The organism is Streptomyces sp. SD31 (assembly GCF_052068475.1).
GTDB lineage: Bacteria > Actinomycetota > Actinomycetes > Streptomycetales > Streptomycetaceae > Streptomyces.
In genome coordinates, this window is record NZ_JBQHCX010000001.1 from 657,014 (window position 1) to 683,249 (window position 26,236).

General features: G+C 70.5%; 28 protein-coding genes and 1 pseudogene. 17 read left to right on the forward strand and 12 right to left on the reverse strand.

The features are described from left to right. Nucleotides 1–149: 149 nt before the first annotated feature. Nucleotides 150–1,754 carry an ABC transporter permease gene (locus tag ACTMVF_RS02955; protein WP_441269348.1) on the reverse strand — a complete coding sequence of 535 codons (1,605 nt, stop codon included), beginning with the start codon at nucleotides 1,752–1,754 and terminating at the stop codon, nucleotides 150–152. After that, entirely contained in the window at nucleotides 1,751–2,689 is a 939-nt protein-coding gene (locus ACTMVF_RS02960; protein ID WP_441269349.1) for an ATP-binding cassette domain-containing protein, read from the reverse strand. Before ACTMVF_RS02960 ends, ACTMVF_RS02955 begins: the two co-directional genes overlap by 4 nt. 72 nt (nucleotides 2,690–2,761) lie before the next feature. Here ACTMVF_RS02960 and ACTMVF_RS02965 point away from each other — a divergent pair, with 72 nt between their 5' ends. Then, nucleotides 2,762–3,265 (forward strand): GbsR/MarR family transcriptional regulator, encoded by a 504-nt coding sequence (locus ACTMVF_RS02965; protein WP_441269350.1) that lies wholly within the window; start codon nucleotides 2,762–2,764, stop codon nucleotides 3,263–3,265. Nucleotides 3,266–3,376: 111 nt separating this feature from the next. On the opposite strand, the gene ACTMVF_RS02970 is transcribed toward ACTMVF_RS02965, so the two are convergent. Beyond that, nucleotides 3,377–4,237 carry a diacylglycerol kinase gene (locus ACTMVF_RS02970; RefSeq protein ID WP_441269351.1) on the reverse strand — a complete coding sequence of 287 codons (861 nt, stop codon included), beginning with the start codon at nucleotides 4,235–4,237 and terminating at the stop codon, nucleotides 3,377–3,379. A 196-nt stretch (nucleotides 4,238–4,433) separates the two neighbouring features. Here ACTMVF_RS02970 and ACTMVF_RS02975 point away from each other — a divergent pair, with 196 nt between their 5' ends. The 3 genes from ACTMVF_RS02975 to ACTMVF_RS02985 all read left to right on the forward strand — a co-directional run bounded on the left by ACTMVF_RS02975 (nucleotide 4,434) and on the right by ACTMVF_RS02985 (nucleotide 7,101). Then, complete coding sequence (locus tag ACTMVF_RS02975; protein WP_441269352.1) at nucleotides 4,434–5,717, forward strand: adenylosuccinate synthase; 1,284 nt, start codon at nucleotides 4,434–4,436, stop codon at nucleotides 5,715–5,717. 294 nt (nucleotides 5,718–6,011) lie between these two features. Further along, complete coding sequence (locus ACTMVF_RS02980) at nucleotides 6,012–6,401, forward strand: hypothetical protein (protein ID WP_441269353.1); 390 nt, start codon at nucleotides 6,012–6,014, stop codon at nucleotides 6,399–6,401. Nucleotides 6,402–6,810: 409 nt separating this feature from the next. Further along, entirely contained in the window at nucleotides 6,811–7,101 is a 291-nt protein-coding gene (locus ACTMVF_RS02985; protein WP_441269354.1) for a hypothetical protein, read from the forward strand. A gap of 28 nt (nucleotides 7,102–7,129) precedes the next feature. Here the strand turns inward: ACTMVF_RS02985 and ACTMVF_RS02990 are convergent, their stop codons facing one another. The 3 genes from ACTMVF_RS02990 to ACTMVF_RS03000 all read right to left on the reverse strand — a co-directional run bounded on the left by ACTMVF_RS02990 (nucleotide 7,130) and on the right by ACTMVF_RS03000 (nucleotide 10,218). Continuing rightward, entirely contained in the window at nucleotides 7,130–7,780 is a 651-nt protein-coding gene (locus tag ACTMVF_RS02990; protein WP_441269355.1) for a hypothetical protein, read from the reverse strand. 235 nt (nucleotides 7,781–8,015) lie between these two features. Further along, nucleotides 8,016–8,717, reverse strand: a complete 702-nt coding sequence (locus ACTMVF_RS02995; protein ID WP_441269356.1) for a GntR family transcriptional regulator — start codon at nucleotides 8,715–8,717, stop codon at nucleotides 8,016–8,018. A gap of 145 nt (nucleotides 8,718–8,862) precedes the next feature. Next, nucleotides 8,863–10,218, reverse strand: a complete 1,356-nt coding sequence (locus ACTMVF_RS03000) for an aspartate aminotransferase family protein (RefSeq protein WP_441269357.1) — start codon at nucleotides 10,216–10,218, stop codon at nucleotides 8,863–8,865. Nucleotides 10,219–10,382: 164 nt separating this feature from the next. Between ACTMVF_RS03000 and ACTMVF_RS03005 the strand changes: the two genes are divergently transcribed. The 3 genes from ACTMVF_RS03005 (at nucleotide 10,383) to ACTMVF_RS03015 (ending at nucleotide 13,253) form a co-directional block, all read left to right on the forward strand. Further along, nucleotides 10,383–10,985 carry a type 1 glutamine amidotransferase family protein gene (locus ACTMVF_RS03005; RefSeq protein WP_441269358.1) on the forward strand — a complete coding sequence of 201 codons (603 nt, stop codon included), beginning with the start codon at nucleotides 10,383–10,385 and terminating at the stop codon, nucleotides 10,983–10,985. After that, nucleotides 10,982–11,443 (forward strand): MarR family winged helix-turn-helix transcriptional regulator, encoded by a 462-nt coding sequence (locus ACTMVF_RS03010; RefSeq protein ID WP_441269359.1) that lies wholly within the window; start codon nucleotides 10,982–10,984, stop codon nucleotides 11,441–11,443. The genes ACTMVF_RS03005 and ACTMVF_RS03010 overlap by 4 nt, the downstream gene beginning before the upstream one ends. Nucleotides 11,444–11,534: 91 nt before the next feature. Then, nucleotides 11,535–13,253 (forward strand): serine/threonine-protein kinase, encoded by a 1,719-nt coding sequence (locus ACTMVF_RS03015; RefSeq protein ID WP_441269360.1) that lies wholly within the window; start codon nucleotides 11,535–11,537, stop codon nucleotides 13,251–13,253. 48 nt (nucleotides 13,254–13,301) lie between these two features. Here the strand turns inward: ACTMVF_RS03015 and ACTMVF_RS03020 are convergent, their stop codons facing one another. Then, nucleotides 13,302–14,069 carry an SLATT domain-containing protein gene (locus ACTMVF_RS03020; protein WP_441269361.1) on the reverse strand — a complete coding sequence of 256 codons (768 nt, stop codon included), beginning with the start codon at nucleotides 14,067–14,069 and terminating at the stop codon, nucleotides 13,302–13,304. A gap of 316 nt (nucleotides 14,070–14,385) precedes the next feature. On the opposite strand from ACTMVF_RS03020, the gene ACTMVF_RS03025 reads away from it, so the two are divergent. The 6 genes from ACTMVF_RS03025 to ACTMVF_RS03050 all read left to right on the forward strand — a co-directional run bounded on the left by ACTMVF_RS03025 (nucleotide 14,386) and on the right by ACTMVF_RS03050 (nucleotide 17,320). Further along, nucleotides 14,386–14,730, forward strand: a complete 345-nt coding sequence (locus tag ACTMVF_RS03025) for a YbaB/EbfC family nucleoid-associated protein (RefSeq protein WP_062697765.1) — start codon at nucleotides 14,386–14,388, stop codon at nucleotides 14,728–14,730. A gap of 92 nt (nucleotides 14,731–14,822) precedes the next feature. Continuing rightward, complete coding sequence (gene recR, locus ACTMVF_RS03030; RefSeq protein ID WP_128433740.1) at nucleotides 14,823–15,422, forward strand: recombination mediator RecR; 600 nt, start codon at nucleotides 14,823–14,825, stop codon at nucleotides 15,420–15,422. Next, nucleotides 15,415–16,077, forward strand: coding sequence for a DUF5063 domain-containing protein (locus tag ACTMVF_RS03035; RefSeq protein WP_441269362.1), 663 nt, complete (start codon nucleotides 15,415–15,417; stop codon nucleotides 16,075–16,077). Before recR ends, ACTMVF_RS03035 begins: the two co-directional genes overlap by 8 nt. Nucleotides 16,078–16,211: 134 nt before the next feature. Then, nucleotides 16,212–16,628, forward strand: coding sequence for an SsgA family sporulation/cell division regulator (locus tag ACTMVF_RS03040; protein WP_441269363.1), 417 nt, complete (start codon nucleotides 16,212–16,214; stop codon nucleotides 16,626–16,628). Further along, complete coding sequence (locus ACTMVF_RS03045; protein WP_441269364.1) at nucleotides 16,625–16,873, forward strand: helix-turn-helix domain-containing protein; 249 nt, start codon at nucleotides 16,625–16,627, stop codon at nucleotides 16,871–16,873. The genes ACTMVF_RS03040 and ACTMVF_RS03045 overlap by 4 nt, the downstream gene beginning before the upstream one ends. A gap of 45 nt (nucleotides 16,874–16,918) precedes the next feature. Continuing rightward, a complete protein-coding gene (locus tag ACTMVF_RS03050; protein WP_441269365.1) occupies nucleotides 16,919–17,320 on the forward strand; it encodes a hypothetical protein in 402 nt (133 codons plus the stop codon). A gap of 200 nt (nucleotides 17,321–17,520) precedes the next feature. On the opposite strand, the pseudogene ACTMVF_RS03055 reads toward ACTMVF_RS03050, so the two are convergent. Continuing rightward, a pseudogene (locus ACTMVF_RS03055) lies at nucleotides 17,521–17,724 on the reverse strand (sulfite exporter TauE/SafE family protein); the annotation flags it as partial. Between the two features lie 188 nt (nucleotides 17,725–17,912). On the opposite strand from ACTMVF_RS03055, the gene ACTMVF_RS03060 reads away from it, so the two are divergent. After that, complete coding sequence (locus ACTMVF_RS03060) at nucleotides 17,913–18,416, forward strand: SgcJ/EcaC family oxidoreductase (protein WP_441269366.1); 504 nt, start codon at nucleotides 17,913–17,915, stop codon at nucleotides 18,414–18,416. Here ACTMVF_RS03060 and ACTMVF_RS03065 read toward each other — a convergent pair. The 4 genes from ACTMVF_RS03065 to ACTMVF_RS03080 all read right to left on the reverse strand — a co-directional run bounded on the left by ACTMVF_RS03065 (nucleotide 18,382) and on the right by ACTMVF_RS03080 (nucleotide 22,488). Further along, nucleotides 18,382–19,767 (reverse strand): sensor histidine kinase, encoded by a 1,386-nt coding sequence (locus tag ACTMVF_RS03065; RefSeq protein WP_441269367.1) that lies wholly within the window; start codon nucleotides 19,765–19,767, stop codon nucleotides 18,382–18,384. The genes ACTMVF_RS03060 and ACTMVF_RS03065 overlap by 35 nt on opposite strands. Then, nucleotides 19,764–20,474 (reverse strand): response regulator transcription factor, encoded by a 711-nt coding sequence (locus ACTMVF_RS03070; RefSeq protein WP_441269368.1) that lies wholly within the window; start codon nucleotides 20,472–20,474, stop codon nucleotides 19,764–19,766. The genes ACTMVF_RS03065 and ACTMVF_RS03070 overlap by 4 nt, the downstream gene beginning before the upstream one ends. 90 nt (nucleotides 20,475–20,564) lie before the next feature. After that, nucleotides 20,565–21,761: a cytochrome P450 gene (locus ACTMVF_RS03075; protein WP_441269369.1), complete on the reverse strand. Its 1,197-nt coding sequence runs from the start codon at nucleotides 21,759–21,761 to the stop codon at nucleotides 20,565–20,567. Continuing rightward, complete coding sequence (locus ACTMVF_RS03080) at nucleotides 21,751–22,488, reverse strand: tRNA-dependent cyclodipeptide synthase (protein WP_441269542.1); 738 nt, start codon at nucleotides 22,486–22,488, stop codon at nucleotides 21,751–21,753. Before ACTMVF_RS03080 ends, ACTMVF_RS03075 begins: the two co-directional genes overlap by 11 nt. A 323-nt stretch (nucleotides 22,489–22,811) precedes the next feature. Between ACTMVF_RS03080 and ACTMVF_RS03085 the strand changes: the two genes are divergently transcribed. The 3 genes from ACTMVF_RS03085 (at nucleotide 22,812) to ACTMVF_RS03095 (ending at nucleotide 26,236) form a co-directional block, all read left to right on the forward strand. After that, nucleotides 22,812–24,089, forward strand: a complete 1,278-nt coding sequence (locus ACTMVF_RS03085) for an aspartate kinase (protein ID WP_128433729.1) — start codon at nucleotides 22,812–22,814, stop codon at nucleotides 24,087–24,089. Next, complete coding sequence (locus tag ACTMVF_RS03090; RefSeq protein WP_441269370.1) at nucleotides 24,089–25,153, forward strand: aspartate-semialdehyde dehydrogenase; 1,065 nt, start codon at nucleotides 24,089–24,091, stop codon at nucleotides 25,151–25,153. The genes ACTMVF_RS03085 and ACTMVF_RS03090 overlap by 1 nt, the downstream gene beginning before the upstream one ends. Before the next feature lie 399 nt (nucleotides 25,154–25,552). Beyond that, nucleotides 25,553–26,236 carry a SigE family RNA polymerase sigma factor gene (locus ACTMVF_RS03095; protein WP_301998541.1) on the forward strand — a complete coding sequence of 228 codons (684 nt, stop codon included), beginning with the start codon at nucleotides 25,553–25,555 and terminating at the stop codon, nucleotides 26,234–26,236.

The window sequence follows — 26,236 nt, forward strand, 5'->3', positions numbered from 1 at the left end:
CCGCAGAGGTCGTCTCCTTCACGCGTCTCGCAGGTGAGGGCGGGGCGAGCCAGTCACGGCGGGTGCCCATGACCGGGACGTCCGGCTGAGGGCCGCAGGTGGGGGTAGAGGGGGAAGTCCGCGGCCCTCCGACATGGTTCGAATCACCGTCAGGTCGTGATGTCCCGCCGCCGCAACCCCACCAGGCCGACAGCCGTGAGCACTACGGCCACCCCCAGCAGGACCCCGACCGACCCCCACTCCATCCCCCCACCCGGCAACTTCGGCAGATGCCCGAACGGGGACACGTCCAGCACCGCCTGCGGAACATCCAGCGCAGGCCCCACCCAGCCGATCAGCAGCACCGCCCCGGCAACACCCCACGCCGCCATCGCCGCCCGCGGCAGCACCCCGTACAGCAGGACCGCCAGCCCGCCGACGACCCACACCGCCGGGAGCTGCACCAGGCAGGCGCCCAGGATCGGGCCCACCTGCCTGCCGTAACCGGCCGCGAAACCCAGCCCCGCGAGCAGCATGATCAGGGCGGATCCGGCGAAGGCGATCAGCAGGTGGCCGGCGGCCCAGCGCGGTCGGCTCACCGCGTTCGCCAGGAGCGGTTCGGCCCGCATCGAGGTCTCCTCGCCGTGCAGCCGCAGAACCGATGCCACGACGTACAGCGCGGCGATCAGGCCCAGCATCCCGACCATCGACGCGAGGAACGCGTCCGTGATGCCGGACTGCCCGCCCATCCGCTGGAAGATCTCGCGGGCGTTGTCGTTGTCGCCGACCAGGTCGGCCACCCCGTCCGTCAACCCACCGTAGACGACCCCGGCCAGGAAGAAGCCGATCGACCAGCCGAGCACACTCCCGCGTTGCAGCCGCCAGGCCAGCGCGCCCGCCGTGCCGAGGCGGCCGTCGGCAGGGCCTGGCCGGGCGGGCAGGAAGCTCATGCCCACGTCCCGGCGCCCGGCGAGTTCGTACGCCACCGCGCCCTGCACCGCAGCCGCCGCCGCGAACAGCAGCAGCACCCACCACCGCTCGCCCGCGAAGGCCCGCAGGTTCTCCAGCCAGCCCAGCGGCGAAACCCACGTCAGCGCCGACGAACCGTCGTCCGAAGCCGAGTCGCCCGCCGCGCGCAGCACGAACGCGGCGCCCACCAGCGCGGCCGTCAGCCCTCGTGCCAGCCGGGCGCTCTCCGTGAACTGGGCGACGATCGCCGCCAGCGTGGCGAAGACCATGCCGACCCCGGCGAGACCGAGCCCGAGGGCCAGGGCCCCCGAGGCGCCCTGGGCGGACAGCCCGACCGTGACCAGGAGCGCCAGTGCGGCGTTCGCGACCGCCGCCGTCAGCAGTGCCGCCGTCAGGGACGCCCGGCGCCCCACCATCCCGGACGCCACCAGCTCCTGGCGGCCGCTCTCCTCCTCGTCCCGGGTGTGCCGTACGACGAGGAGCAGGCTCAGCACGGCCGCGAGCGCGCCCGCGTAGACGCCGACGCGCCAGGCCGTCAGGGCGCCGATCGAGTCGTCGAAGGCCGGGCCGATCAGCGCGCGGAAGGAGGCGTTGGTGGCGGTGTTCTGTACGAGGTCGGCGCGTTCGGCGGGGGTGGCGTACAGGTTCTCCAGCGTGTTCGGCATGGAGAGGATCATCAGCGCGTTCACCGCCACCCAGACCGGGATCATCACCCGGTCGCGGCGCAGGGCGAAGCGCAACAGTGTGCCGGTGCCCGCGAGTTGGCGTGAGCCCGGCGGCCGTACGCCGAAAGCCGTGGCGGTCATCGGGCCACGTCGCTCACGTCGGCCTGGTCGGCCTGGTAGTGCCGCAGGAACAGCTCCTCCAGCGTCGGCGGCGTCGACGTCAGCGACCGCACGCCCGACTCGCTGAGCGAGCGCAGTACGGCGTCGAGTTTGTCGGTGTCGACCTGGAGCCGGACGCGGCGGCCCTGACCCCTCTCCGTTGACTGAATGGCGAGGTCGTGGACGCCCGGCAGACGGGACAACCCGTTGGGCGGACCGGCGAGTTCGGCCGTGACGCTCGTGCGCGTCAGATGGCGCAGGTCGGCGAGCGAGCCGCTCTCGACCGTACGGCCCTTGCGGATGATGCTGACCCGGTCGCAGAGCTCCTCGACCTCGCTGAGGATGTGCGAGGAGAGCAGGATCGTACGGCCGCGCTCGCGCTCCTCCTCGATACAGCGCTGGAAGACCTCCTCCATCAGCGGGTCCAGGCCCGAGGTCGGCTCGTCGAGGATCAGCAGGTCCACGTCCGAGGCGAACGCGGCGACGAGGGCGACCTTCTGGCGGTTGCCCTTGGAGTAGGTGCGGCCCTTCTTGGTCGGGTCCAGCTCGAACCGCTCGATCAGCTCGTCCCGGCGTCGGGTGTCCAGGCTGCCGCGGAGACGGCCGTAGAGGTCGATGACCTCGCCGCCGGACAGGTTCCGCCACAGGGTCACGTCGCCCGGCACGTAGGCGATGCGGCGGTGCACCTCCACCGCGTCCGCCCAGGGGTCGCGGCCCAGCACCCGCGCGGCGCCCCCGTCGGCGCGCAGCAGGCCGAGCAGGACGCGGATGGTGGTGGACTTGCCGGCGCCGTTGGGGCCGAGGAAGCCGTGGACCTCGCCGGTCTCGACGTCCAGGTCGAGGCCGGCGAGCGCGTGCGTCTTGCCGAACGACTTGTGCAGTCCGGATACCTCGATGGCGAGGTTGGCCTTCGTCATGGTTCAGAACGTACGCTTCTTTCAGAAATTTGTGAAGTTAAGGAAACGTATAAAGCCCCATAGGATGGACGCATGACGGAATCAGTCGGAGTCGGGGCCGGCCGGGACGCGGAGTCCGTGTCGAACTTCGTGGAGTCCTTCGCGGCGCAGCTCGTCGAGGCCGGGATGCAGCGCATGGCCGCCCGCGTCTTCGCCGCGCTCCTCGCCTCCGACAAGGGCGTGCTGACCTCCGCCGAACTGAGCGAACAACTGCGGATCAGCCCCGCGGCGGTCTCCGGCGCGGTGCGCTACCTGGCCCAGACGCACATGGTGTCGCGCGAGCGGGAGCCCGGCTCGCGCCGGGAGCGCTACCGGGTGCACGGCGACCAGTGGTACGAGGCGCTGGCCAACCGCGAGGCCGTCCTCAAGCGGTGGGAGAGCGCCCTGCGCGAGGGCGTCAGCAGCCTCGGCGCGGCCACTCCGGCGGGGCGCCGACTGGCCGAGACGCTCGCGTTCTTCGAGTTCATCGAGGGGGAGCTCGCGGCGATGATGGAGCGGTGGCGGGTGCACCGGGAGAAGACCTTTGGGCAGGGCTGACCTGCGAGTTTGGCGATCGACTGCGGATACGTAGTGGAGTCGCTGCGCTGAGTTGCGGCTGGTCCGTATCTCTGGAGAAGGAACCCGGAGAGCAAGAAGAGGCCTGACGGCTCACGCCGACGCCGGCAGCACCAGCCGCAGCGCGCCCTCGCCGACCGTCCACGTCCGTCTGCGCAGCGGCCCCGACACCACCGCATCCGCCCGGTACCGGAAGTGCGCCCCCGACACGGTCACGGTCCGGCCCTCGGCCAGCAGCGGTGAGGCCTCCGCGCCCACCGAGAGCGGCCGCACCTCCACCGCGGCCACCCCGGCGATCCCCGGCGCCACCGACACCGCCTCCACGGGCTGGTCGAGGTCCACCAGGGTCGCCCCGTCGACCTCGACGCGCAGTCGCGACGGCCCCGATGCGACCGGGGAGGCGCCCCGCGCCGGTACCAGCGTTCGTACGAGCGACTGGCAGGTCCGCAACCAGGGCCGCCCCGCTCCCGCCTCCACTGCGGTGGCCCCCTCCGGCGCGGCAGGGTCCCGTATCGGCGGGATCCGCAGCCCGCCCACCACCACGCCGTCACTGTCGTCCATGAGGAGATCCAGGCGCCGCTCCACACCGTCCAGCACCGCCCGGGCCGCCGCCACCGCCCCCGTCGGCACCCCCAGGGATCCGGCCAGCGACAGCGTGGCCCCGACCGGCACTACCGACAGCAGGCATTCGGCCAGCTGCCGCTGCCGGTGCAGCACCGACACGGCCCGCATCAGGGCCCGGTCGTCGCCGATGACCACGGGCCGCCGCGACCCGCGCCGAGCCAGTGCCCGGGCGAATTCCTCCGGCCCCTCCGGCAAGCACAGTTTCGTCGCCGCACCCGCGCTGAGCACGTCTTTCGCGATCCTGACGGACTCCCCGTCCGTCCGCCGGGCAGCCGGATCGATCACCACCAGCAGCTGATCGGACATCGCGAAAGTCGCCACCTCGGCCATGCCTCGCTTCCTCGGGTAGCATCTTTGTGCAAGAGCCCCTTGCGCTATTGCGCCAGGGGCTTCGTCTATTCCGGGGCCATCCGGTCCGACGGTTCACGGCCAACGACGGTCGCGACCTGTCGTGGTGTACACGGTCAAGACCCTCCGTGTACACCCCTGACCTTGGACATGCCCCGCCCGGAAGGGGTGTACGCGCGTGCCCGCACTTGTGCTGCTCGGTGCTCAGTGGGGTGACGAAGGCAAGGGAAAGGCGACGGACCTGCTAGGCGGCTCCGTCGACTATGTGGTGCGCTACCAAGGCGGCAACAACGCCGGCCACACGGTAGTCGTGGGTGATCAGAAGTACGCCCTCCACCTGCTCCCTTCCGGAATCCTCTCCCCGGGGTGTACCCCGGTCATCGGCAACGGTGTCGTCGTCGACCCGTCGGTCCTGCTCTCCGAGCTGAGCGGTCTGAACGAGCGCGGCGTCGACACGTCCAAGCTCCTCATCAGTGGAAACGCACACATCATCACGCCGTACAACGTGACGGTCGACAAGGTGACGGAACGCTTCCTCGGCAAGCGGAAGATCGGCACGACCGGTCGGGGCATCGGCCCGACCTACGCCGACAAGATCAACCGCGTCGGTATCCGCGTGCAGGACCTCTACGACGAGTCGATCCTGACCCAGAAGGTCGAAGCCGCCCTCGACGCCAAGAACCAGATCCTCACCAAGCTCTACAACCGGCGCGCGATCGCCGTCGACCAGGTCGTCGAGGAGCTGCTGGGCTACGCCGCGAAGATCGAGCCGTACGTCGCCGACACGGTCCTGGTCCTCAACCAGGCGCTGGAGGACGACAAGGTGGTCCTCTTCGAGGGCGGCCAGGGCACCCTCCTCGACATCGACCACGGCACGTACCCCTTCGTCACCTCCTCGAACCCGACCGCGGGCGGCGCCTGCACGGGCGCGGGCGTGGGCCCGACGAAGATCAGCCGCGTGATCGGCATCCTCAAGGCGTACACGACCCGCGTCGGCGCCGGCCCGTTCCCGACCGAGCTGTTCGACGAGGACGGCGAGGCGCTGCGCCGCATCGGTGGCGAGCGGGGCGTGACGACCGGCCGTGACCGCCGCTGCGGCTGGTTCGACGCGGTGATCGCCCGCTACGCGACCCGCGTGAACGGCCTGACCGACTTCTTCCTCACCAAGCTGGACGTCCTGACCGGCTGGGAGCAGATCCCGGTCTGCGTGGCGTACGAGATCGACGGCAAGCGCGTCGAGGAACTCCCGTACTCCCAGACCGACTTCCACCACGCGAAGCCGGTCTACGAGATGCTGCCGGGCTGGAGCGAGGACATCAGCAAGGCCAAGTCCTTCTCCGACCTGCCGAAGAACGCCCAGGCGTACGTCAAGGCGCTGGAGGAGATGTCCGGCGCGCCGATCTCCGCGATCGGGGTGGGGCCGGGCCGGGACGAGACGATCGAGATCAACTCGTTCCTGTAGGACATGCCTTTAGGACATGTGCTGGACCTGCGGCCATCGGTCACGGGTGCCAGCCGACGATCGCGTGAAAGACGGTGTACCGCGAGCCCGGGGGACCGGTCTCGCGGTACACGTCCTTCGCCCGTTCACGCGGTGAACGACGTTGATGTTCGTGTTGCTCGTCGGCGATCCCGGTGCGCTGCGACGAACCCAACAGGCAGTGAGCGTAAGGGAGTTCAAGCGCAGGGGTCGTCCGCGGTGCTCTAGGCTCAAGCCGCACCGCATGCCGCTGAAGGACGACATCGGAGGGCGCCCGTGGACCCGATCCCACCTGAGTTGCTCATGGCTGTCGCGGGCGGCACCGCGAGTGCGGCGGGGCAGCAGACCTGGACAACCCTGCGTGAACTGGTCACCCGCCGGTCAAGGAGCGGAGAGCTGGGCGGCGAGGCGGAGCTGACGGCTCTCACGCAGGCGGCGAACAGCGAGCAGCGCGCCCACGAACTGGCCGAGGTGCTGGCGTTGCGCGCCGGCCAGGATCCCGCTTTCGCCGCGGCGCTCGACGTCTGGCGCCGTCAGGCCGAGGCACTTGAGCCCGCGCCCGCATCGACCGGCTCCGGTGACGTGAACAACAAGGCCGACGGCACGGTCCATGGCAATCTCGTCCAGGCGCGGGACATCCACGGGTCCGTCAACTTCGGGAACTAGCCGATCCGTAGCCCGGCGGTCCGCTGTGACGAGGCGCTGAGGCACCCCTCGGCCTGGCAGGCCGGTGAGGTGAAGGCGGCCCAGGCCTTGCCGGAGACGGTGAGGCCTGGGCCGTCGGGGTTTTGGACTCCACAAGGCGGGCGTCCAGTTCGATGCGATCAGAGTCGACGGCGAGGAGGGCCGGGACGTCGCCGACTGGCTCGGGCGGATGACCGGCGGTGATCCGGGGCCGACGACGGCGGGAAGGACGAGCCGGACTGGAGTGGCGCACACGTGCTGCACCTCGCGCTGCTCACCGTCGAGCGGAGCTGCCCCCCCAACTTCCGATGGAGTAGTGAGCGGGCGAAACGCGCATACCGCCCCTAGCGTGAGGTCGTACGGTTCAGCGGCGATCAGAAGAAGGTGCGTCATGCGTGTGCTGCTCCAGGCCCATCTCGACACGGAGAAGACGAACGACGTCATCCGCAGCGGCCAGATGCCCCAGGTCATGCGGGAGATCATGGAGGCTTTCAAGCCGGAGGCCTCCTACTTCACCGCGAACGCCGGGGTCCGCACGATGTTCCTGTTCTTCGACATGCAGGACCCCTCCCAGATGCCACCGCTCACCGAGCCGCTCTTCGAGAAGTTCGGCGCCGAGGTGGACTACTCACCGGTGATGAACTTCGAGGACGTGCAGAAGGGGTTGTCCCAGCTGAAGTAGGCAGCTGAAGCAGGTCAGCGGAAGCAGGTCAGCTGAAGACGATCATCGAACCCTGCGCCAGGCTCCGCGTCGCCGCCGCGTGCAGCCCCAGCCACACATGCCGTTCGCGGGCGAAGGGGCTCGGGTCGTACGGGGCGGGGACCGCCGGTTCCTCCAGGGCCGTGGGCGCGAGCGGAGGTTGCGGGGCCGTCGGCGGGTTGGCCGGGTCGACGCCGATGACCGGGGCCACGAACTCCAGCTCCCGCAGCAGCCCCTGCGAGGAGCCCAAGGGACCGCCGCCCGCGAGGAGTTCGTCGTTGGAGAGCGGGTTCGGGAAGTCGACGGGGACATAGGCGCCCGCGTGGTCGTAGTGCCAGACCAGGTGCGACTGCTGGGCCGTGGTCTCGAACATCTCCAGGAGCTGCTCGTAGTCGCCGCCCAGTTCGTCGACCGGGGTCACCGGCAGGCCGCACACCTGGAGCAGGTACGCGCGGCGCAGGAAGTGCAGCGCGTCGTAGTCGAACCCGGCGACCGGGGCGACGTCGCCGGACAGGCCCGGCATGTACTGGTACACCGGCACCGGCGGCAGCCCGGCCTCGGCGAGCACCTTGTTGTATTGCGCGAGTTCCTCGGCGAAGGGGTTGTCGGGGGTGTGGCACAACACGTCGACAAGCGGTACCAGCCACAGGTCACAGGCCAAAAGAGGGCTCCTCGCATAGCACGTCGGTCAGGGCAGGGTAATCGGTGCGGCTCGGGGGCGGAGCCCCTCTTACGGGACTTCATGCGGGTCTTCATGGGACTCCTCAGGCAAGTCCCCGCTCGTGCAGGTCCCATACCCACACTCCGTCCACCCACCTACCCGGACCGCCCACCAACTTCCCGGTAACCAAGGGGCGCGCGGTGACGCGGGGCCTCCCGCAGCTCCCGCTCGTGGGTCATCCGGACGTCAGCCGCTCTATCAGGGCGAGGGAGTCCGCGTCGTGGGCGGCGATGATCGAGCGGGCCGTCGGCAGGTCGCGGCGCATCAGGGCGTCGACCAGGTCGGTGTGGCGGGACCACAGGTGGCCGCGCAGGTCGTCGAGGCGGCGCAGATGCTGGACCGCGCAGACCCAGGACTGCACACGCAGCCGGTGCAGGAAGTCGGCGAGGTAGGGGTTGCCGAAGAGGGCGCCGAGCTCGCGCCAGAAGCGCAGGTCGTAGCCGATGAGCACGGTGAGGTCGCCGGCGGTGGCGGCGCGCTGCGCCTCCTCGGCGCGGCGGCGTACCCCGACCACGGCGGCGTGGACGCGGGGGTCGTCGGGGTCCCGGTGGCGGGCGGTGTCGGTGGCCAGGACCTGGAACATGCCGGTGATGACCAGGCCGCGGGCCTCGATGATGCCGCGGTAGTCCTCGACGGAGTACTCGTGGACGCGGAAGCCGCGGTGCTGGTCGGCCTCGAGGAGGCCTTGCGCGGAGAGGTCGACGAGTGCCTCGCGTACCGGGGTCGCGGACACTCCGTACTGCTCGGCGATCTCCTTGACGGTGAACTCCCGCCCCGCCTGCAAACGCCCGGCCAGCACTTCGTCCCGCAGCGCGTCCGCGATCTGCTGCCGCAGGGTGCTCCGGGTCACGGAGCCGTTGCTGCCGTTGCCGGGCATGGTCAGGGCGTCTCCCGTCGTCGCGATGAGGTGGCGTGCACGTACATGTCTACGAGCACGCCACCTTACGCGTTCGGGTGCCGGGGGACGTTTCCGCGGGGAAGGGCGGTTTTCTCGCCCCCCGCCGCCCCTACCCGCCCCATCCCTACTCGGTGTACTCGTCCGCCACCGACAGCGCGGCGTCCAGCGTCGCCAGCCCCTCCTTCAGCTCGGCCTCGCTCACGTTGCACGGCGGGACGACATGGGTGCGGTTCATGTTCACGAACGGCCAGAGGCCCCCGGCCTTCGCGGCGGAGCCGAACGCCGCCATCGGGGCGTTCGCCTCGCCGGCCGCGTTGTACGGCACCAGCGGCTCACGGGTCTCCCGGTTCCGCACCAGCTCGACCGCCCAGAACATGCCGACACCGCGCACCTCACCCACGCAGGGGTGCCGCTCGGCCAGCTCGCGCAGCGCCGGCCCGACCACCTCGGCGCCCAGCCGGGCGGCGTTCTCGACGACGCCCTCCTCGGCCATGACGTTGATCGTCGCGACGGCGGCCGCGCAGGCCAGCGGGTGACCGGAGTACGTGAGACCGCCGGGGTACGGCCGCTTCGCGAAGGTCTCGGCGATGGGCCCGGAGATGGCCACCCCGCCCAGCGGCACGTAACCGGAGTTCACGCCCTTCGCGAAGGTCATCAGGTCGGGGGTGACGTCGTACAGATCCGCCGCGAACCACTCACCGGTCCGCCCGAACCCCGCCATGACCTCGTCCAAGATGAAGACGATCCCGTACCTGTCGCAGAGCTCGCGCACGCCGGCCAGATATCCGGGCGGCGGCAGCATGATCCCCGCGGTCCCCGGGATCGTCTCCAGGATGATCGCGGCGACGGTCGACGGCCCCTCGAAGGCGATCGTCGTCTCCAGGTGCTCCAGCGCCCGCGCGCACTCCTGCTCCTCGGTCTCCGCGTAGAAGCGGGAGCGGTAGAGGAAGGGCGCCCAGAAGTGCACGACACCGGCGGTGGCACTGTCGGAGGCCCAGCGGCGCGGGTCACCCGTGATGTTCACGGCCTGCTGCGTGCCCCCGTGGTACGACCGGTACGCCGACAGCACCTTCGGCCGCCCGGTGTGCAGCCGCGCCATCCGTACGGCGTGCTCCACGGCGTCCGCGCCGCCGTTGGTGAAGAAGATCTTGTCCAGGTCGCCAGGAGTCCGCTCGGCGATCAGCCGCGCCGCCTCGGACCGGGCCTCGACGGCGAAGGCGGGCGCGAAGGTCGTCATCCTCGCGGCCTGCTCCTGTATCGCGGCGACGACCTTCGGGTGCTGGTAGCCGATGTTCGTGTAGACGAGCCCGCTGGTGAAGTCGAGGTAACGCCTGCCGTCGTAGTCCCAGAAGTACGACCCCTCCGCGCCGGCGACGGCGAGCGGGTCGATGAGCTCCTGCGCGGACCAGGAGTGGAACACATGCGCACGGTCCGCGGCCTTCACGGCGGCGCCGACCTCGGGATCGGGATGAGGGGTCATGCGGCGAGCGTAGGTGTCCGGGACACGGGCGCGACATCGGCGTCTTGTCTGCGGTCGGTGGGTTTCCGCGACAGGTTGTCGACGAAGGGCACGCCAGAAGTCCATTGACAGCAAGCTGTCTAAGTGACAGCATATTGTCATCTTCGAGGTTTCCAGGAGGAGCCATGAGCAAGCCCGTGTACCTCGCCGTCTACGCCACCCTGGCCGACTGGGAGCCGGGTCACGCCACCGCGCAGCTCGCTCGCGCCGGATACGAGATCCGCACCGTCGGCCCCACCCGCGAGCCCGTCACCACCGTCGGCGGCCTCCGCATCCAGCCCGACCTGGCCCTGGACGACGTACGGCCGTCCGACGCGTCCCTGCTGATCCTCACGGGCGCCGACCTCTGGGACACAGGCGACGACCTCGCCCCCTTCGCCCGCAAGGCGCGGGAGTTCCTCGACGCCGGTGTGCCGGTCGCCGCGATCTGCGGTGCCACCGCCGGACTGGCCCGCGAAGGCCTGCTCGACGACCGGGACCACACCAGCGCCGTCTCCTTCTACCTGGCCGCGACCGGTTACGGCGGCGGCGAGCGGTACGTCGAGGCCGACGCCGTCACCGACAGGGGGCTCGTGACGGCCGGCCCCACCGAGCCCGTCGCCTTCGCCCGGGAGATCCTGCGGCTGCTGAAGGTGTACGACGACGAGGCCGTCGACGCCTGGTACCGCCTGTTCCACGACTCCGACGCGACGGCGTACGCCGTACTCGAGAAGGCCGGCGTCCTGTGAGCCGGAAGGAACGTCAGGACCTGCTCAGCCGCAGCGCGCTCGGTGTCTTCCGGCTCAACGGCCAGTTCCTCGCGGTCGCCGAGGAACTGGCCCGGCCGGCCGGGCTGACGGCGGCCTGGTGGCAGGTGCTGGGCGCGGTGCTCGGCGAGCCCCTCCCCGTCGCCGGCATCGCCCGTGCCATGGGCATCACCCGGCAGAGCGTGCAGCGCATCGCCGATCTGCTGGTGGACAAGGGCCTCGCCGAGTACCGGCCCAACCCGGCCCACCGCCGCGCCAAGCTCCTCGCGCCGACGGACGAGGGGCGGGCGGCGATCTCCCGGATCGACCCCGGGCACGCGGCCCTCGCGGACCGGCTGGCGGAGGCCTTCGGGCAGACGGAACTCGCCGATGCCGTACGGGTTCTGGAACGGTTGTCGAAGGTGCTCGACCAGCTCGCCGTTCCTGTTACGGAACCGTAGACGCCGCCCCCTCTCACCTCCCCATATGCCGCACTATCGTGGGGCCGTCGCGTAAGCGGGGGCTGGCGTGGGGTGGGGTTGGGGGCGTGCGATGGAGAAGCTCGGGCCGGGTGATCTGCGGCAGATCGGGGCGTATCGGCTGGTGGCGCGGCTGGGGGCAGGCGGCATGGGGGACGTCTATCTCGCCCGCTCCGACCGTGGCCGTACCGTCGCCGTCAAACTCGTACGGCGGGAGCTCGCCGCGCAGGAGGAGTTCCGGGACCGGTTCCGGCAGGAGGTGCGGGCCGCGCGGCGGGTCGGCGGGTTCTGGACCGCGCCGGTGCTCGACGCGGACACCGAGGCCGAGGTGCCCTGGGTGGCCACCGGGTATGTGGCCGGGCCGAGCCTCCAGCAGGTCGTGGGGCGCGACCACGGGGCGCTGCCCGAGCGGTCGGTACGGATCCTGGCGGCCGGCCTCGCGCATGCGCTCAAGGACATCCATGCCGCGGGGATAGTGCACCGGGATCTTAAACCGTCCAACATCCTGGTCACCATCGACGGACCCCGCGTCATCGACTTCGGGATCGCCCGCGCGCTGGAGACGGTGGGCGAGAGCGGGCTCACCCGCACCGGCGCGCTCATCGGGTCGCCGGGGTTCATGGCGCCCGAGCAGGTCCGCGGCGACCGGATCACCCCTGCCTGCGACGTGTTCTGCCTGGGCTCGGTGCTCGCGTACGCCGCGACCGGCACGCTGCCCTTCGGCTCCGTCGACAGCGGCGCGCACGCCGTGATGTTCCGGATCGCCCAGGAGGAACCCGACCTGGAGGGGGTGCCCGAGGGCATCGCCGACCTGGTGCGCGACTGCTTGCGCAAGGACCCCGGCGCCCGGCCGACGCTGGACCGGATCCTGGAGCGTACGGGGGCCGAGGACACCGTCTGCGACGGCCGGTCCCGGGATCCGTGGCTGCCTAGTGCGCTGGTGGCGCAACTGGGGCGGCACGCGGTGCGGTTGCTGGATGCGGAGGATCCGGTGGGGCCGGCCGAGGTGCGGGCGCCGGAGGCGGGCGCCGGGGCCCTGCCGGGCTCCGTGGAGCCGACTCCCGCGGCCTCACCCGAACACGCCGCAGCGACGCCGACGGACCAACTCCCCACCGTGGCCGCGACGCGGAGCGGCCCGCACCCCCAGCCCACGCAGCAACCGCCGTACGTCCCCCCGCCGTACGGCCCGACCCCGCCGTACGCCCCACCCCTGCCCTACCTCCCCGTCACCCCACCCGAAGAGCCCCGCCGAAGCGGCCGTTCCACGGCGGCGCTCATCGTCGTCGCGCTGGTCGTGGCACTCGCCGCCGGCGGCTCGGTGTACGCCCTCATGAACGGCGGCGCCGACGACACGACCGGCGGCGCCCCGACCACCCCCTCCGCTTCCCCCTCCCCTTCCCCGTCCCCTTCCTCCTCCCCCTCCTCGTCCCCGCCGGACGGCGTCATCCCGGCGGCCTACCTGGGCACCTGGACGGCCTCGATCGACAACGGCGACGGCGAGAACACCCGTCGGCTGACCATCCGGCAGGGCGAAGTGGGCGACACGGTCCTGACCCTGGTCGCCGACGGCCCCGCCGGCACCGGCACCTACCACTGCGAGTTCGAGGCGCCACTGTCCGAAGAGCCCGGCGAGACGGGCCCGTTGGAGATGGGCCCGTCCAAGGTGACAGCCGGCGAGCCGCCCACCGCCTGCTCACCGGGCGACGCCACCGAGGTCACGGTGCTGTCGGACGGCAGGCTGGAGCGGGTGAACACGAACAGCGGGGAGAAGCTGACGTACACCAGGCGGTGAGGGCTTGGCCTCTCGGCGCTGGTCCGGGGGCGGCTCCGCCGCGGGCCCCTACCGAGGCTCCGGCGGCCGCTGCCGAGGCATGTTCGGCCGAGCCCCATTCCCCGGCGGAACGGAAAGCCGCCCCTGCCCCGCCCCCACATCCTGCCGAACCCCTCCAGCCACAGCCGACTGAATCCCCAACGGCGCCGCCCCCGTCCGGAACTCCACCATCCAGTCCGCGGTCTCCGCCCGCACCAACTCGCTCACGTCCTCCGAGAACCGCCGCAACACCCCCAGACACCGCTCCGCCGCCTCACTCGCCGTCCCCTCGGCCGGCCCCAGAACCTCCCGCACGCTCTCCGTCGCCCAGTCGAACTGCAACACCTGAAGCCGCCGCTGCACCGCCTGAGCCGTGGCGACGTCCCTTATCCACCCGGACGTCACCCCGAAGAACCGATCGACCGCCACACACGCCACCGCCAGCAGCAGCGCCAGATACCCCCACGGCGCCACCCCGCTCGCGACCCCCGTCAGATCCAGCAGGGGCAGCGCGGCCCCCACGACCGCCCCCGCCGCGGCCCCGCCCCGCAACGCCCAGGCCCCCCGCCGCTTCCACACCCGATCCGCGAGATACCACGCGGCCGTGTCCAGCGCCCCCCGCTCCACCCACCGGTACAACTCGTGCAACCGCACGGCCGGCTCCCCCCAGTCCCCGAGCGGAAACGCCCGCCCCCGCAGATCGCCCGGCCGGATCCCGGCCGCCCCATCGCCGCCCCCGCCCCCGACGCTCCGCCCGTGCTGAGACGACCTCTCGGGCTGCATCTCCGGCTGACCCACCCGGCACTCCCTACTGTCACGGTGCGTGACATCACGTGCGAACTGCGACGTGGATACGACCCCCGCCGTGCACGGAACGTCACGCAGCACCTGAGGCTGACGCGCCGAATCCTTCCTAGCGCCCCATGAGTGTCGAAGAGATGCCTTTCGCCTCTTTTCCGCCCGGAAGAGGGGCTTGATCAGGTATCGGACTCCAGTTCCTCTCACTCGAAAGAGTGCTGGAGCGACGGCTGTGCGGACCACGTAGGCTCGTGCTGAACGGGAAAGCCGAGCGGAAACCCCGTACAGACACGCGTACGAACGCAAGGAGCTGATCGTGATCCCCGGTGGTGGCCAGCCCAACATGCAGCAGCTGCTCCAGCAGGCCCAGAAGATGCAGCAGGACCTGGCGAGGGCGCAGGAGGAACTGGCTCAGACGGAGGTCGAGGGCCAGGCGGGCGGCGGCCTGGTGAAGGCCACCGTGACGGGCTCAGGCGAACTCAGGGCGCTCAGGATCGACCCGAAGGCGGTGGACCCCGAGGACACCGAGACCCTCGCCGACCTGGTCGTCGCGGCCGTACAGGCGGCCAACGAGAACGCGCAGAACCTCCAGCAGCAGAAGCTGGGCCCGCTGGCCCAGGGCCTGGGCGGCGGCAGCGGTATCCCCGGCCTGCCCTTCTGACGTCGCCCGCGTTCTACGGCTTGCCTTTCTAAGACGGGCCGCGGCCAACTACGGTACGTACCGTAAGGAACCCCAGGAAGGACGGCAGTCCGTTGTACGAAGGCGTGGTCCAGGACCTCATCGACGAGTTGGGGCGGTTGCCCGGCGTCGGTCCCAAGAGCGCGCAGCGGATCGCCTTCCACATCCTGCAGGCGGAACCGACGGACGTACGGCGCCTGGCCCAGGCCCTGCTGGAGGTCAAGGCGAAGGTCCGCTTCTGCGCGACATGCGGGAACGTCGCGCAGGAGGAGCTGTGCAACATCTGCCGGGACACACGCCGTGACCCGGCGGTGATCTGCGTGGTCGAGGAGCCGAAGGACGTCGTGGCGATCGAGCGGACCCGAGAGTTCCGCGGCCGCTACCACGTCCTCGGCGGCGCGATCAGCCCGATCGAGGGTGTCGGACCGGACGACCTGCGTATACGGGAACTTCTCGCGAGGTTGGCCGACGGGACGGTCACGGAACTGATCCTGGCCACGGATCCGAATCTCGAGGGCGAGGCCACGGCCACGTACCTCGCGCGCATGATCAAGCCCATGGGCCTGAAGGTCACCCGCCTGGCCAGCGGCCTCCCGGTGGGTGGCGACCTGGAATACGCGGACGAGGTCACTCTCGGCCGCGCCTTCGAGGGGAGACGACTCCTAGATGTCTGACGCCACGCTGCACGCGACCGAGCACAACCCGGACGACTTCGCGGTCCAGATCTCGGACCAGATCGAGAGCTTCCTGGTCGCCGTCACGGAGGTCGCGAAGGGCGACGAGCCGGGCTCGACCGTGCCCTTCCTCCTCCTGGAGGTCTCCCAACTCCTCCTGGCCGGCGGCCGTTTGGGCGCCCACGAGGACATCGTCCCCGACGAGCGCTACGAGCCCGACCTGGGCCCCGAGCCGGACGTCGACGAACTCCGCGAGAACCTCGCCCGCCTGCTGGATCCGGTGGACGTCTACTCGGAGGTCTTCGACCCCTACGAGCCCCGCAAGGCCCCGGTCCCGGCCCGCATCTCCGACGACCTGGCCGACGTCATCACCGACCTCCGTCACGGCATGGCCCACTACCGCGCCGGCCGCACCACGGAGGCCCTGTGGTGGTGGCAGTTCTCCTACTTCTCCAACTGGGGCACGACGGCGTCGGCGACCCTGCGCGCCCTGCACTCGGTCCTGGCCCACATCCGCCTGGACCAGCCCCTGGAGGAGCTGGACGGCCTGGACACGGACCAGGGGATGATGGGCGACGAGACGCTGGAGTTCGAAGCCGGCAAGGTCATGGAACAGGAGATCGGCGAGCCGCTGGGGATGCGGCCCGCGAAGTAGCGGCCGAGCGCTGGTGTGACGCACGTTACGAAAAAAGGCTTCTGAACCGGCGTAATGCACGGGCCCCTCGGGCGGTCTCTCAGGCGACAACGGCCGCCCCCGGCCGGTTGCCCCGCCCGAATCGGAGCCCCACCATGCACGTCACCCTCGAGCAGCCGACCGGCGCCCGTCTGATCACGGCCGCGGACCAGGAGATCGCGATACCCGCGACCCTCCGCTACACCTCCGCCGACCCGCTGGCGGTGCACATCGACTTCCCGCCGCATGTCACGCTCGACGGCGAGGTCACCACGTGGACGTTCGCCCGCGTACTGCTGAGCGAGGGTCTGCGCGCCCGCGCCGGGGTCGGCCGCGTCCGTGTCCGGCCCTGCGGGTCGTCCCACACGTATGTGGAGTTCCACGCGCCGGAGGGCACGGCGGTGCTCCGCTTCGGCTCGGCGGACCTGTTCCGCTTCCTGGCCCGCACCTTCACCGTGATCGCGCCAGGCGAGGAGACCGTGGGGGCCGAGCTGGACCAGGGTCTGGTGGCGCTGTTCGGGGGGCGGGTGTGATACGCGGTTTCCGGGGCGCCCTGTCCGCCCCGCAGGCGTATGCGCTGGGGCGCCGGCTGCGGGAGGTCCGTGAGGAACGGGGCCTCACGCGGGGGCAGGCAGCCGATGCCGCGGACCTCTTCCCGACGTGGATATCGCAGCTGGAGGAAGGCGAGATCCACGACCTGGAGACCATGCGCGCCTACGCGCGTGCGCTCGGAGCCCGTATCCCGGGGCCCCGTGCCGCACGCATACGGCGTCGATGACCCGGTTTTCGGGCCATGGTCACCGGACTCCTCCATGATGGACGTGTGGCGAGTCGGTCAAAGGCGTTGGGGTGGACGGGAGTCGGGCTCTGCGTGGCGGGTGCCCTGGGGTTGGCCGTCGGCGGCGTGCTGGACGTCGATGCCGCGGATCCCTGGGCGAGCGTGGCCGGGGGAGCGGCGGGCCTGATCGGGCTGGCGGTGACGCTCTACGCCCTCCTCGGACCGGTGCCGGCGCCCACGGCCGCCGTGACCGCGAGCGGTACGCGTGCGGTCGCCGCCGGCGGCGGCATCGGTGCGGTCTCGACGGGGGACGGGGCGTCGACCGCGCCGCCGCCCACGCTGCCCGCCACGCCCACGCGTCCGACGCACGGGCCCGTCACCGCCTCCGGGGAGCGTTCCGTCGCGGCCGGGGGTGACATCGGGTCGGTGTCGACGGGGAATGCGTGAGCGGGCCGATGGGGGACGGATGAGCGGGTTCGCGGAGGCGTCCGGGGACCGCTCGATCGCCGTCGCAGGCTCCGCCGAGCATGGTCGACCTGCCTGAGAGGACAGGTCTGTTCATCGGCCGGCAACTCGAACTCGCGCGTGCTGACGGCGAGCACGAGCAGAGCCCCGGCACTCCGTTCGACGCCACAGAGAACGCGCCCCCCGGCCGCGATCGCTCCCCGCGTGCCGCGCAGGGCCGAGGTCCGAACGCCCCGCAGGACCAGCAGCACGGCCACCGTGACCAGGCCGCCCATGACCAACGGGAGCCAGGACTCGGGGAGTTGACGAGTCGCCCAGGTCCCTGCGGGTACCGTGCACGCCGCCGCCCCGCACAGCGGGACCATCGCGGCCGGGCGCAGAGCGCGAGCGCGGAGGTGGCTCCGCTGTGTCATCGCGACGATACGCAAAGTGAATTGGAAGCGCCTTGTCCCGGGGCTGTACGTCCACTGCACAGCCCCTAACCGGTGCCACGCGAATCTGGAGTCACCTCCACCGCAGAGAACACAGAAAGCGGAGGGAGACCCACCCGACCGCACAGCACTGGGAGTTCGCGATGACCCGTCGTTCCATAACCAAGCGCGTAGCCGTGGTCGCCGCCGCCGCCCTCGTCGCCGTCGGCACCTTCGCCGCAGGTGGCGCGGTCGCCGGGCCGGAGGAGGAGGCGGCGAAGCCCACCAAGAAGCAGGTGACCGCCCTGTTCGACGAGTGGAACGCGGCGCTGAAGACTCAGGACCCGCAGAAGGTCGCCGATCTCTACTGGGACGACGCGGTCCTGCTGCCCACGCTCTCCAACCAGGTCCGTGCCGACCGCGACAGCCGCGTCGACTACTTCGAGCACTTCCTGGCGAACAAGCCGGTCGGCAAGAAGATCGCGACGCACATCAACGTCCTCGACTCGAACTCGGTGCTGGACGCGGGTGTCTACGAGTTCGCGCTCACCGACCACGACACCGGCAAGAAGAGCATCGCCAAGGCCCGCTACACCTACGAGTGGGAGAAGCGGGACGGCGAGTGGAAGATCGTCAGCCACCACTCCTCGTTGATGCCCGAAGGCTGATCCGCACGGACAGCCCGCCCCCGGGAGCGTCGCCCAGGGCCACCGCCCCGCCGTCGTCGGTCACCAGCTGCTTGACGACGGCGAGGCCGAGGCCGGAGCCGGTCTTCCCGGTCAGGCCCTGGCCGCGCCAGAAGCGGTCGAAGGCGCGGGACTTCTCCGCGTCCGACATGCCGGGGCCCTCGTCGTCCACCGAGAGGACCACCTCGTCGCCCCTTGGCTCCACCCGGACCGTGATCGTGCCGCCGTCCGGTGACACCTCCAGGGCGTTCGAGAGCACGTTGTCCAGCACCTGGTCCAGATGACCGGGGCTGGTCAGCACAAGCAGCCGGCCGTCGGCACTCCCCCTGAGCGCGATGGTGACTCCGCGCTCGTCGGCGGCCGGCCTCCACACGTCCAGCCTCTCCCGCACGATGTCCCACAGGTTGAGCGGCTCGGCCGCCGACACCTTCGCCTCGGCCCGGGCGAGCACCAGCAGGCCGTTCACCAGCCGGCTCATCCGGACGACCTCGGCCGTGGCCTGCTCCACGTCCTCCCTGACGAAGTCGTCGTCCACGCCGTCCGCGATGTTGTCCAGCGACAGCCGCAACGCGGTGAGAGGGGTACGGAGTTGATGCGAGGCGTCGGCCACGAAGATGCGCTGGGCCGCGACCAGTGTGTCCAGGCGTTCCGCGCCCTGGTTGAGGGTGCGGGCGAGGGTCTGGGTCTCCGGAGGGCCCGTCACGGGGGAGCGGGCGGTCAGATCGCCGTCGCTGAACTTGCTCGCCATGTCGTTGAGCTGGCGCAGCGGCCGGGTGATACGCCGGGCCGCCGCGGCGCCGATCACGGCGGCCACGCCGAGGACGACCACCGCGAGTCCGGCGCGGAAGCCCCAGATCTGCCACAGCCGGCTGGTCATGTCGTTGGTCGAGTACGCGATGCGTACCGCGCCGACGACCGGGCCGTTGTTGCGGCCGTCGAGGTCCTTCTCGCTCGCGCGGGCGGGCACGGTGATCTCAAGCTGCGGCCCCCAGATGAAGGAGGATCCCCAGTCGGTCGTGGGCTCGCCCTGCTCCAGGGCCTTGGTCAGGGCCGCGTCCCGCTTCGGGCTCCGCAGGTTCGTGTCGCAGCGCTCGGTCACTGTGACCTTGCCGGGGGTCTGGCCGGCGTACGCGTCGGCCATCTCCTCCAGCGCCGCGCACGACGGGGCGTTCCCGTTGCCGAGCAGCAGGGCCATGGTCTTGGCCTCACGCCGGACGGAGTCCGCGGTGTCGCGCCGCAACTGGTCCGTGAGCGTGAAGGCCACCGGCACGGTGAACAGGGCGATCGCGACCGCGACGAGCAGGACGTAACTGCGAATGAGCTGACGGATCATGACGCGCCGCTACCGCCGTCGCCCTGGTCACCGCTGACGATCTCCAGCCGGAACCCGACCCCCCGAACCGCCTCGATCGTGATCACCCCGGCGAGCTTGCGCCGCAGCGCCGCCACATGGACGTCCAGCGTCTTCGTCGGGCCGAACCAGTTCGCGTCCCAGACCGCCTCCATGATCTGCTCGCGCGACATGAGCGCCCCGGGCTCCTCGGTGAGGAAGGCCAGCAGGTCGTACTCCTTGGGCGCGAGGGCGACCTCCTCGCCGTCCAGGCGGACCCGGGCCGCCTTGCGGTCGATGGTGAGGCGGGGGCCGTAGCGGTCCGGGCCGGCCTCGGCGGCGGCAGCGGCCGTACGTGGTTGCATGCGGCGCATGACCGCTCGTATCCGCGCGATGACCTCGCGGACCCCGAACGGCTTGGACACATAGTCGTCCGCGCCGAGCTCCAGCCCGACCACTCGGTCCGTCTCGTCGCTGCGTGCGCTGATCACGATGATCGGCACTTCGCCGCGCTCGCGCAGCGCCCTGCAGACGTCGAGACCGTCGGTGTCGGGCAGGCCGAGATCGAGGAGTACGACGTCGTAGGGTTCGGCGTGGCCGAGCGCCGCGGCACCCGTGGTGACCCAGGCCACCTCGAAGCCGTAACGCAGCAGTCCTCGCCGGAGCGACTCGGCGACCGGTTCGTCGTCTTCCACCAGCAGTACGCGCACAGGCGAACCATAGTGGTTGAACTTTAAAGACGGCCGGTCGCCGAGGCCGTGAGCAGGCGATAAGCGGGTAAATCGGCTGCTGTCAGGCTGCTACCACATGACCGGCAGCCGCTCCGGGATCCGTTTCATGAACCCGGTCCGCCACACCAGCTGCTCGATCGGCACCGCGAGCCGCAGCCCGGGCATCCGCTCCAGCAGGGTCTCCAGGGCGATCTCCGCGTGCTTGCGGCCGAGGGCGGTCGCGGGGCAGTAGTGGCGGCCGCCGCCGAAGGAGAGGTGGGCGGTGCCGTTCTCGCGGGTGAGGTCGACGGTGTACGGGTCGGGGAAGGCGGCCGCGTCGAAGTTCGCGCCCTCGACCAGGACGAGGACCAGCTCACCCGCTGTGACCCGCACATCTCCGAGGAGTACGTCCTCGGTCGCCAGCCTCGGCAGCCCGTCGCCGATGGACAGGTTGATGCGCAGGAGCTCGTCGACGGCGGCCGGGACCAGGGTGCGGTCGGCGAGGAGGCGGGCGTGCAGCTCCGGGTGCTGGATCAGCGACACCAGCGCCATGGTCAGGAAACCGGCGGTGGAGATGACACCGGCGCCGAACATCGTCACGCCGACCGTCGCGAGCATCTCGTCGGTGAGGTGGCCGTAGTCGGGGTCGGCGCGCAGGGCGGCGAGCTCGGCCATAAGGCCGGTGGTCGCCGGGTCGTCGAGCCGCTCCGTCATGTACGCGATGTCGCGGTCCCAGTTCAGCCGTGCCCCGGCGACCGGGCAGGCCGAGTTCATGAACGCGATGTCCAGACTCCGCATCAGCCTGGGCGCGTCCGCCTGCGGGATGCCGAGGATACGGCAGTGCATGCCGGCCGAGTACGGGTCGGCGAAGCCGCCGCGCAGGTCCGCCGGGGCACCCTCGCGGATCAGCTCGTCGACGAGTCCGGCGGCGTAGGAGCGCATCCACTCGGCGAGGCCCGGGCTCTTCGGGTTCAGCGCTTTCAGCACCGCCTTCCGCAACCCCGCGCCGGTGATGTTCCCCATGTTGTTGACGACCTCGGGCGGGATCGTCAGCGCGTACTGGCGGGGCACGCCCGGGGCCGAGGTGTCCTTCAGGCTGAAGCGCGGGTCTTCGAGAACCTGCTTGCACAGCTCGTACGACGACACGAGCCAGGCTTCGTCACCGGCGATGGTGCGCACGCGGCGCACGGGGCTGGCGGCGCGCAACTCCGCCACCTCGGCGGGGATCTGGTCGCCGCGCCAGGAGAAGGGGAAGTCGAGGGGGGCCTCAGTGGCTTCAGTGAGCATCGGTGGTCCTGTCTGCCGGCGTCACGATGGCGTGTCCCTGGTTGCGCGAGGCGCGCAGGCCCGCCCCCCGGGAGTAGAGGAGCTCGGCCATCGGCAGGAGCTGGTGGTAGCAGTTGAGGGAGGAGGGGACGCCGAGGATGGCGGGTGTGTCCAGGAAGAGGGGCGCCTCGGCGCAGACGTAGGCCAGGCAGACCTCGCGCTGTGCCTCGGTCACCCGCCCGGCCTTTCCGGCCAGGAAGGTGTCGACGAGCTTCTCGCAGGTCGTGCGGAACTCGTCGTCGGTGGCCAGGCGGTCCTGGAGGAGGTCGTGGATCTCGCGGTACGCGGGGTTGCCGCGGAAGTCGGACATGGCGTGGGCGTGCAGGCGCGTGCCGCCGGGGTCGACGGCCTCGACGGCGCCGAGCACCTTGGCGCGCACGCCGCGCAGGTTCTTCACCGCCTTGCGGCGCGCGTCGTCGGGCGGATAGCCGGACGCCGCGTACATCTCGGCCACGTACAGGTCCGTGTAGACGAAGTCCACGCGCTCGAAGAGGGCGAGGCCCCAGAGGGCGAGGTCGTGGACGCGGCGGGCGGAGAAGTAGCTGTTGCCGGGGGAGACGCCGATGACGGCGTGGTCGCCCGCGACGCGGATGACCTCGCAGTGCGGCGTGAAGGGCTGGATCTTGAAGAGGCCGGCCGGGGAATCCGTATCGGCTCGGGTGACGTGCTGGATCTCTGGATCGGTCACAGTCGTCAAAGGAAGAGATTCCTTCGCGTCGCGAGTCCCGATGGAGCCTTGTGCTCCTGGTGTGGCGACGACGACGCGAAGTTAGCGTTCGACTACGGAGAGCGTCAATGGCAAAGATCGTGACCGGTGGTCCTCGCTTCGGTGACGAGCAGGCGAGTGTCCGCCGCGCACCGAGTGACCTGCACCACTAACCCGGTTGCCCCACCCCCGACGGGGCAGACACCCTCCCGGAGCGCCGGAATCTCACCATCTGGGAACCCCAAGGTCGTTTTCGGACGCTCGGTAAACTGAGCCGACACACACGGACTGAGCGAGGAGCGCACGTGGGCCTTGTCGTGCAGAAGTACGGAGGCTCCTCCGTAGCCGATGCCGAGGGCATCAAGCGCGTCGCCAAGCGGATCGTGGAAGCCAAGAAGAACGGCCACCAGGTGGTCGCCGTGGTTTCCGCGATGGGCGACACGACGGACGAGCTGATCGATCTCGCCGAGCAGGTATCCCCGATGCCTGCCGGGCGCGAGCTCGACATGCTGCTGACCGCCGGAGAGCGGATCTCCATGGCACTGCTGGCCATGGCGATCAAAAACCTGGGCCACAGCGCCCAGTCGTTCACCGGCAGCCAGGCAGGTGTCATCACCGACTCGGTCCACAACAAAGCCCGGATCATCGATGTCACGCCGGGCCGGATCCGCACCTCGGTGGACGAGGGCAACATCGCCATCGTGGCCGGGTTCCAGGGCGTCAGCCAGGACTCGAAGGACATCACCACCCTGGGGCGCGGCGGCTCGGACACGACCGCCGTGGCGCTGGCCGCCGCCCTCGACGCCGAGGTGTGCGAGATCTACACCGACGTCGACGGCGTGTTCACCGCCGACCCGCGCGTGGTGAAGAAGGCGAAGAAGATCGACTGGATCTCCTTCGAGGACATGCTGGAGCTGGCGGCGTCCGGCTCGAAGGTGCTGCTCCACCGCTGTGTGGAGTACGCCCGCCGGTACAACATCCCGATCCACGTCCGGTCCAGCTTCAGTGGACTGCAGGGCACGTGGGTCAGCAGCGAGCCGATCGATCAAGGGGACAAGCAGGTGGAGCAGGCCATCATCTCCGGTGTCGCGCACGACACCTCCGAGGCCAAGGTCACGGTCGTCGGCGTGCCGGACAAGCCGGGCGAGGCGGCCGCGATCTTCCGGACGATCTCCAACGCCGAGATCAACATCGACATGATCGTGCAGAACGTGTCCGCGGCCTCCACGGGCCTGACGGACATCTCCTTCACGCTCCCCAAGGCCGAGGGCCGCAAGGCCATCGACGCCCTGGAGAAGAACAAGAGCGGCATCGGCTTCGACTCGCTGCGCTACGACGACCAGATCGGCAAGATCTCCCTGGTCGGCGCGGGCATGAAGACGAACCCCGGTGTCACCGCCGACTTCTTCACCGCGCTGTCCGACGCCGGTGTGAACATCGAGCTGATCTCGACCTCCGAGATCCGTATCTCGGTCGTCACCCGCGCCGACGACGTCAACGAGGCCGTCCGCGCCGTGCACAGCGCCTTCGGTCTCGACTCCGACAGCGACGAGGCCGTCGTGTACGGAGGCACCGGACGCTGATGGCGGGGATGGAGTCCCGCCGCCCGACGCTCGCGGTCGTGGGAGCGACCGGAGCCGTCGGCACGGTCATGCTCCAGATCCTCTCCCAGCGCGCCGACGTCTGGGGTGAGATCCGTCTCGTCGCCTCGCCGCGCTCGGCCGGCCGCAAGCTGGCCGTGCGCGGTGAGGAGGTCGAGGTGGTGGCGCTCACCGAGGAGGCCTTCGACGGGGTCGACGTCGCGATGTTCGACGTACCGGACGAGGTGGCCGCGCGATGGGCGCCGATCGCCGCCGCCAAGGGCACGGTGGTGGTGGACAATTCGGGCGCCTTCCGGATGGACCCGGATGTGCCCCTGGTCGTTCCCGAGGTCAACCCGCATGCCGTACGGATGCGACCGCGCGGCATCGTCGCCAACCCCAACTGCACCACCCTCTCCATGATCGTGGCGCTGGGCGCGCTGCACGCCGAGTTCGGGCTGCGCTCCTTGGTGGTGTCCTCGTACCAGGCGGTGAGCGGGGCCGGGCGCGCCGGTGTGGAGACGCTCAGGCAGCAGCTGTCCCTGGTCGCCGGTACGGATCTGGGGAACAGCCCCGGTGACGTACGGCGGGCCATCGGCGAGAACACCGGGCCGTTCCCGGAGCCGGTCGCGCTGAACGTCGTGCCCTGGGCCGGGTCGCTGCGCGAGGACGGCTGGTCGTCGGAGGAGATGAAGGTGCGGGACGAGTCCCGCAAGATCCTCGGGCTGCCGAAGCTGCCGGTCGCGGTGACCTGTGTGCGGGTGCCGGTGCTGACCGGGCACTCGCTGACCGTGCACGCCCGCTTCGAGGGCGAGGTCACCGTCGCCAAGGCGCGCGAGATCCTGGCCACGGCGCCGGGGGTCGTGCTCTACGACGACCCGGAGGCCGGGGAGTTCCCGACGCCCGCCGACGTGGTGGGCACCGATCCGACCTGGGTGGGCCGGGTGCGGCGCGCGCTCGACGATCCGACGGCGCTCGAACTCTTCGTCTGCGGCGACAATCTGCGCAAGGGCGCGGCCCTCAACACCGCGCAGATCGCCGAGCTCGTGGCGGCGGAGTTTTCGTGAGACCTCTCGTGGGCCGGAAAACTCCTGGGACTTGGTTGAATCCTTTGTAGGATCCATGCGAAAAGTGTGAGCCGATCGATGGTCCGGACCACTTGAACCGGGCCCCGGCGGCAGCCGAAGATTTTCCTCCCCGCTCTGCAACCGCTTGCAGGGCGGGGAGCGTCTTTGCGGTCGCCCTTATGGGGCGTGAAGACGCGTTTTTTTCTGGCGTGGGGACGCCATGAGCCGGGCGTGGGGACGTCCGCTCATTTTGGACATAAGGGAAGAGCGGGTAGGCATGTGGGCGTTTGACGCACGGTCAGCTGTGCTGCCTGGGGCAAGAGGGTCGGCTGCCGGGGCTGACGCAAAAGTGACGTCCGGCACGTACAACCCTTACGGGGGGACGCGTGTCCAACAGGCGTGGCAGAGGTACTCGACTTCAGTGCGGCGACCCGCGGTACGGCCCTACGGCCGCCCCGCCGGCCCGTCCGATCCCGCATGCCCGGTGCGCCCGGCGGCATGCCGGTGATCGCGCCCATGCCCGCAGCGCGGCCCGCCCGCATTCCCAGTCAGCGCGACGGTTCCGAACACGCCGAGAACACCGCGGCGGCCGGTACGACCGTCGACCACCTCACCGAGACCTACCGGGCGCACTACCGCTCGCTGCTGGGTCTCGCCGCCCTACTGCTCGACGACACCGCCTCCTGCGAGGACGTCGTCCAGGAGGCGTTCATCCGCGTCCACTCCGCGCGCAAGCGCGTGCGTGACCCGGAGAAGACACTGGCCTATCTGCGCCAGACCGTCGTCAACCTGTCCCGCTCCGCCCTGCGCCGCCGGATACTGGGCCTGAAGCTGCTGTCCAAGCCGATGCCCGACATGGCGAGCGCGGAGGAGGGGGCGTACGACCAGCTCGAGCGCGACTCCCTCATCAAGGCGATGAAGGGCCTGCAGCGCCGGCAGCGCGAGGTGCTGGTCCTGCGTTACTTCGCGGACATGACCGAGGCGCAGGTCGCCGAGACGCTCGGCATCTCACTGGGCTCGGTGAAGGCGTACGGCTCGCGCGGCATCGCGGCGCTGCGGGTGGCCATGGAGGCGCCGGCATGA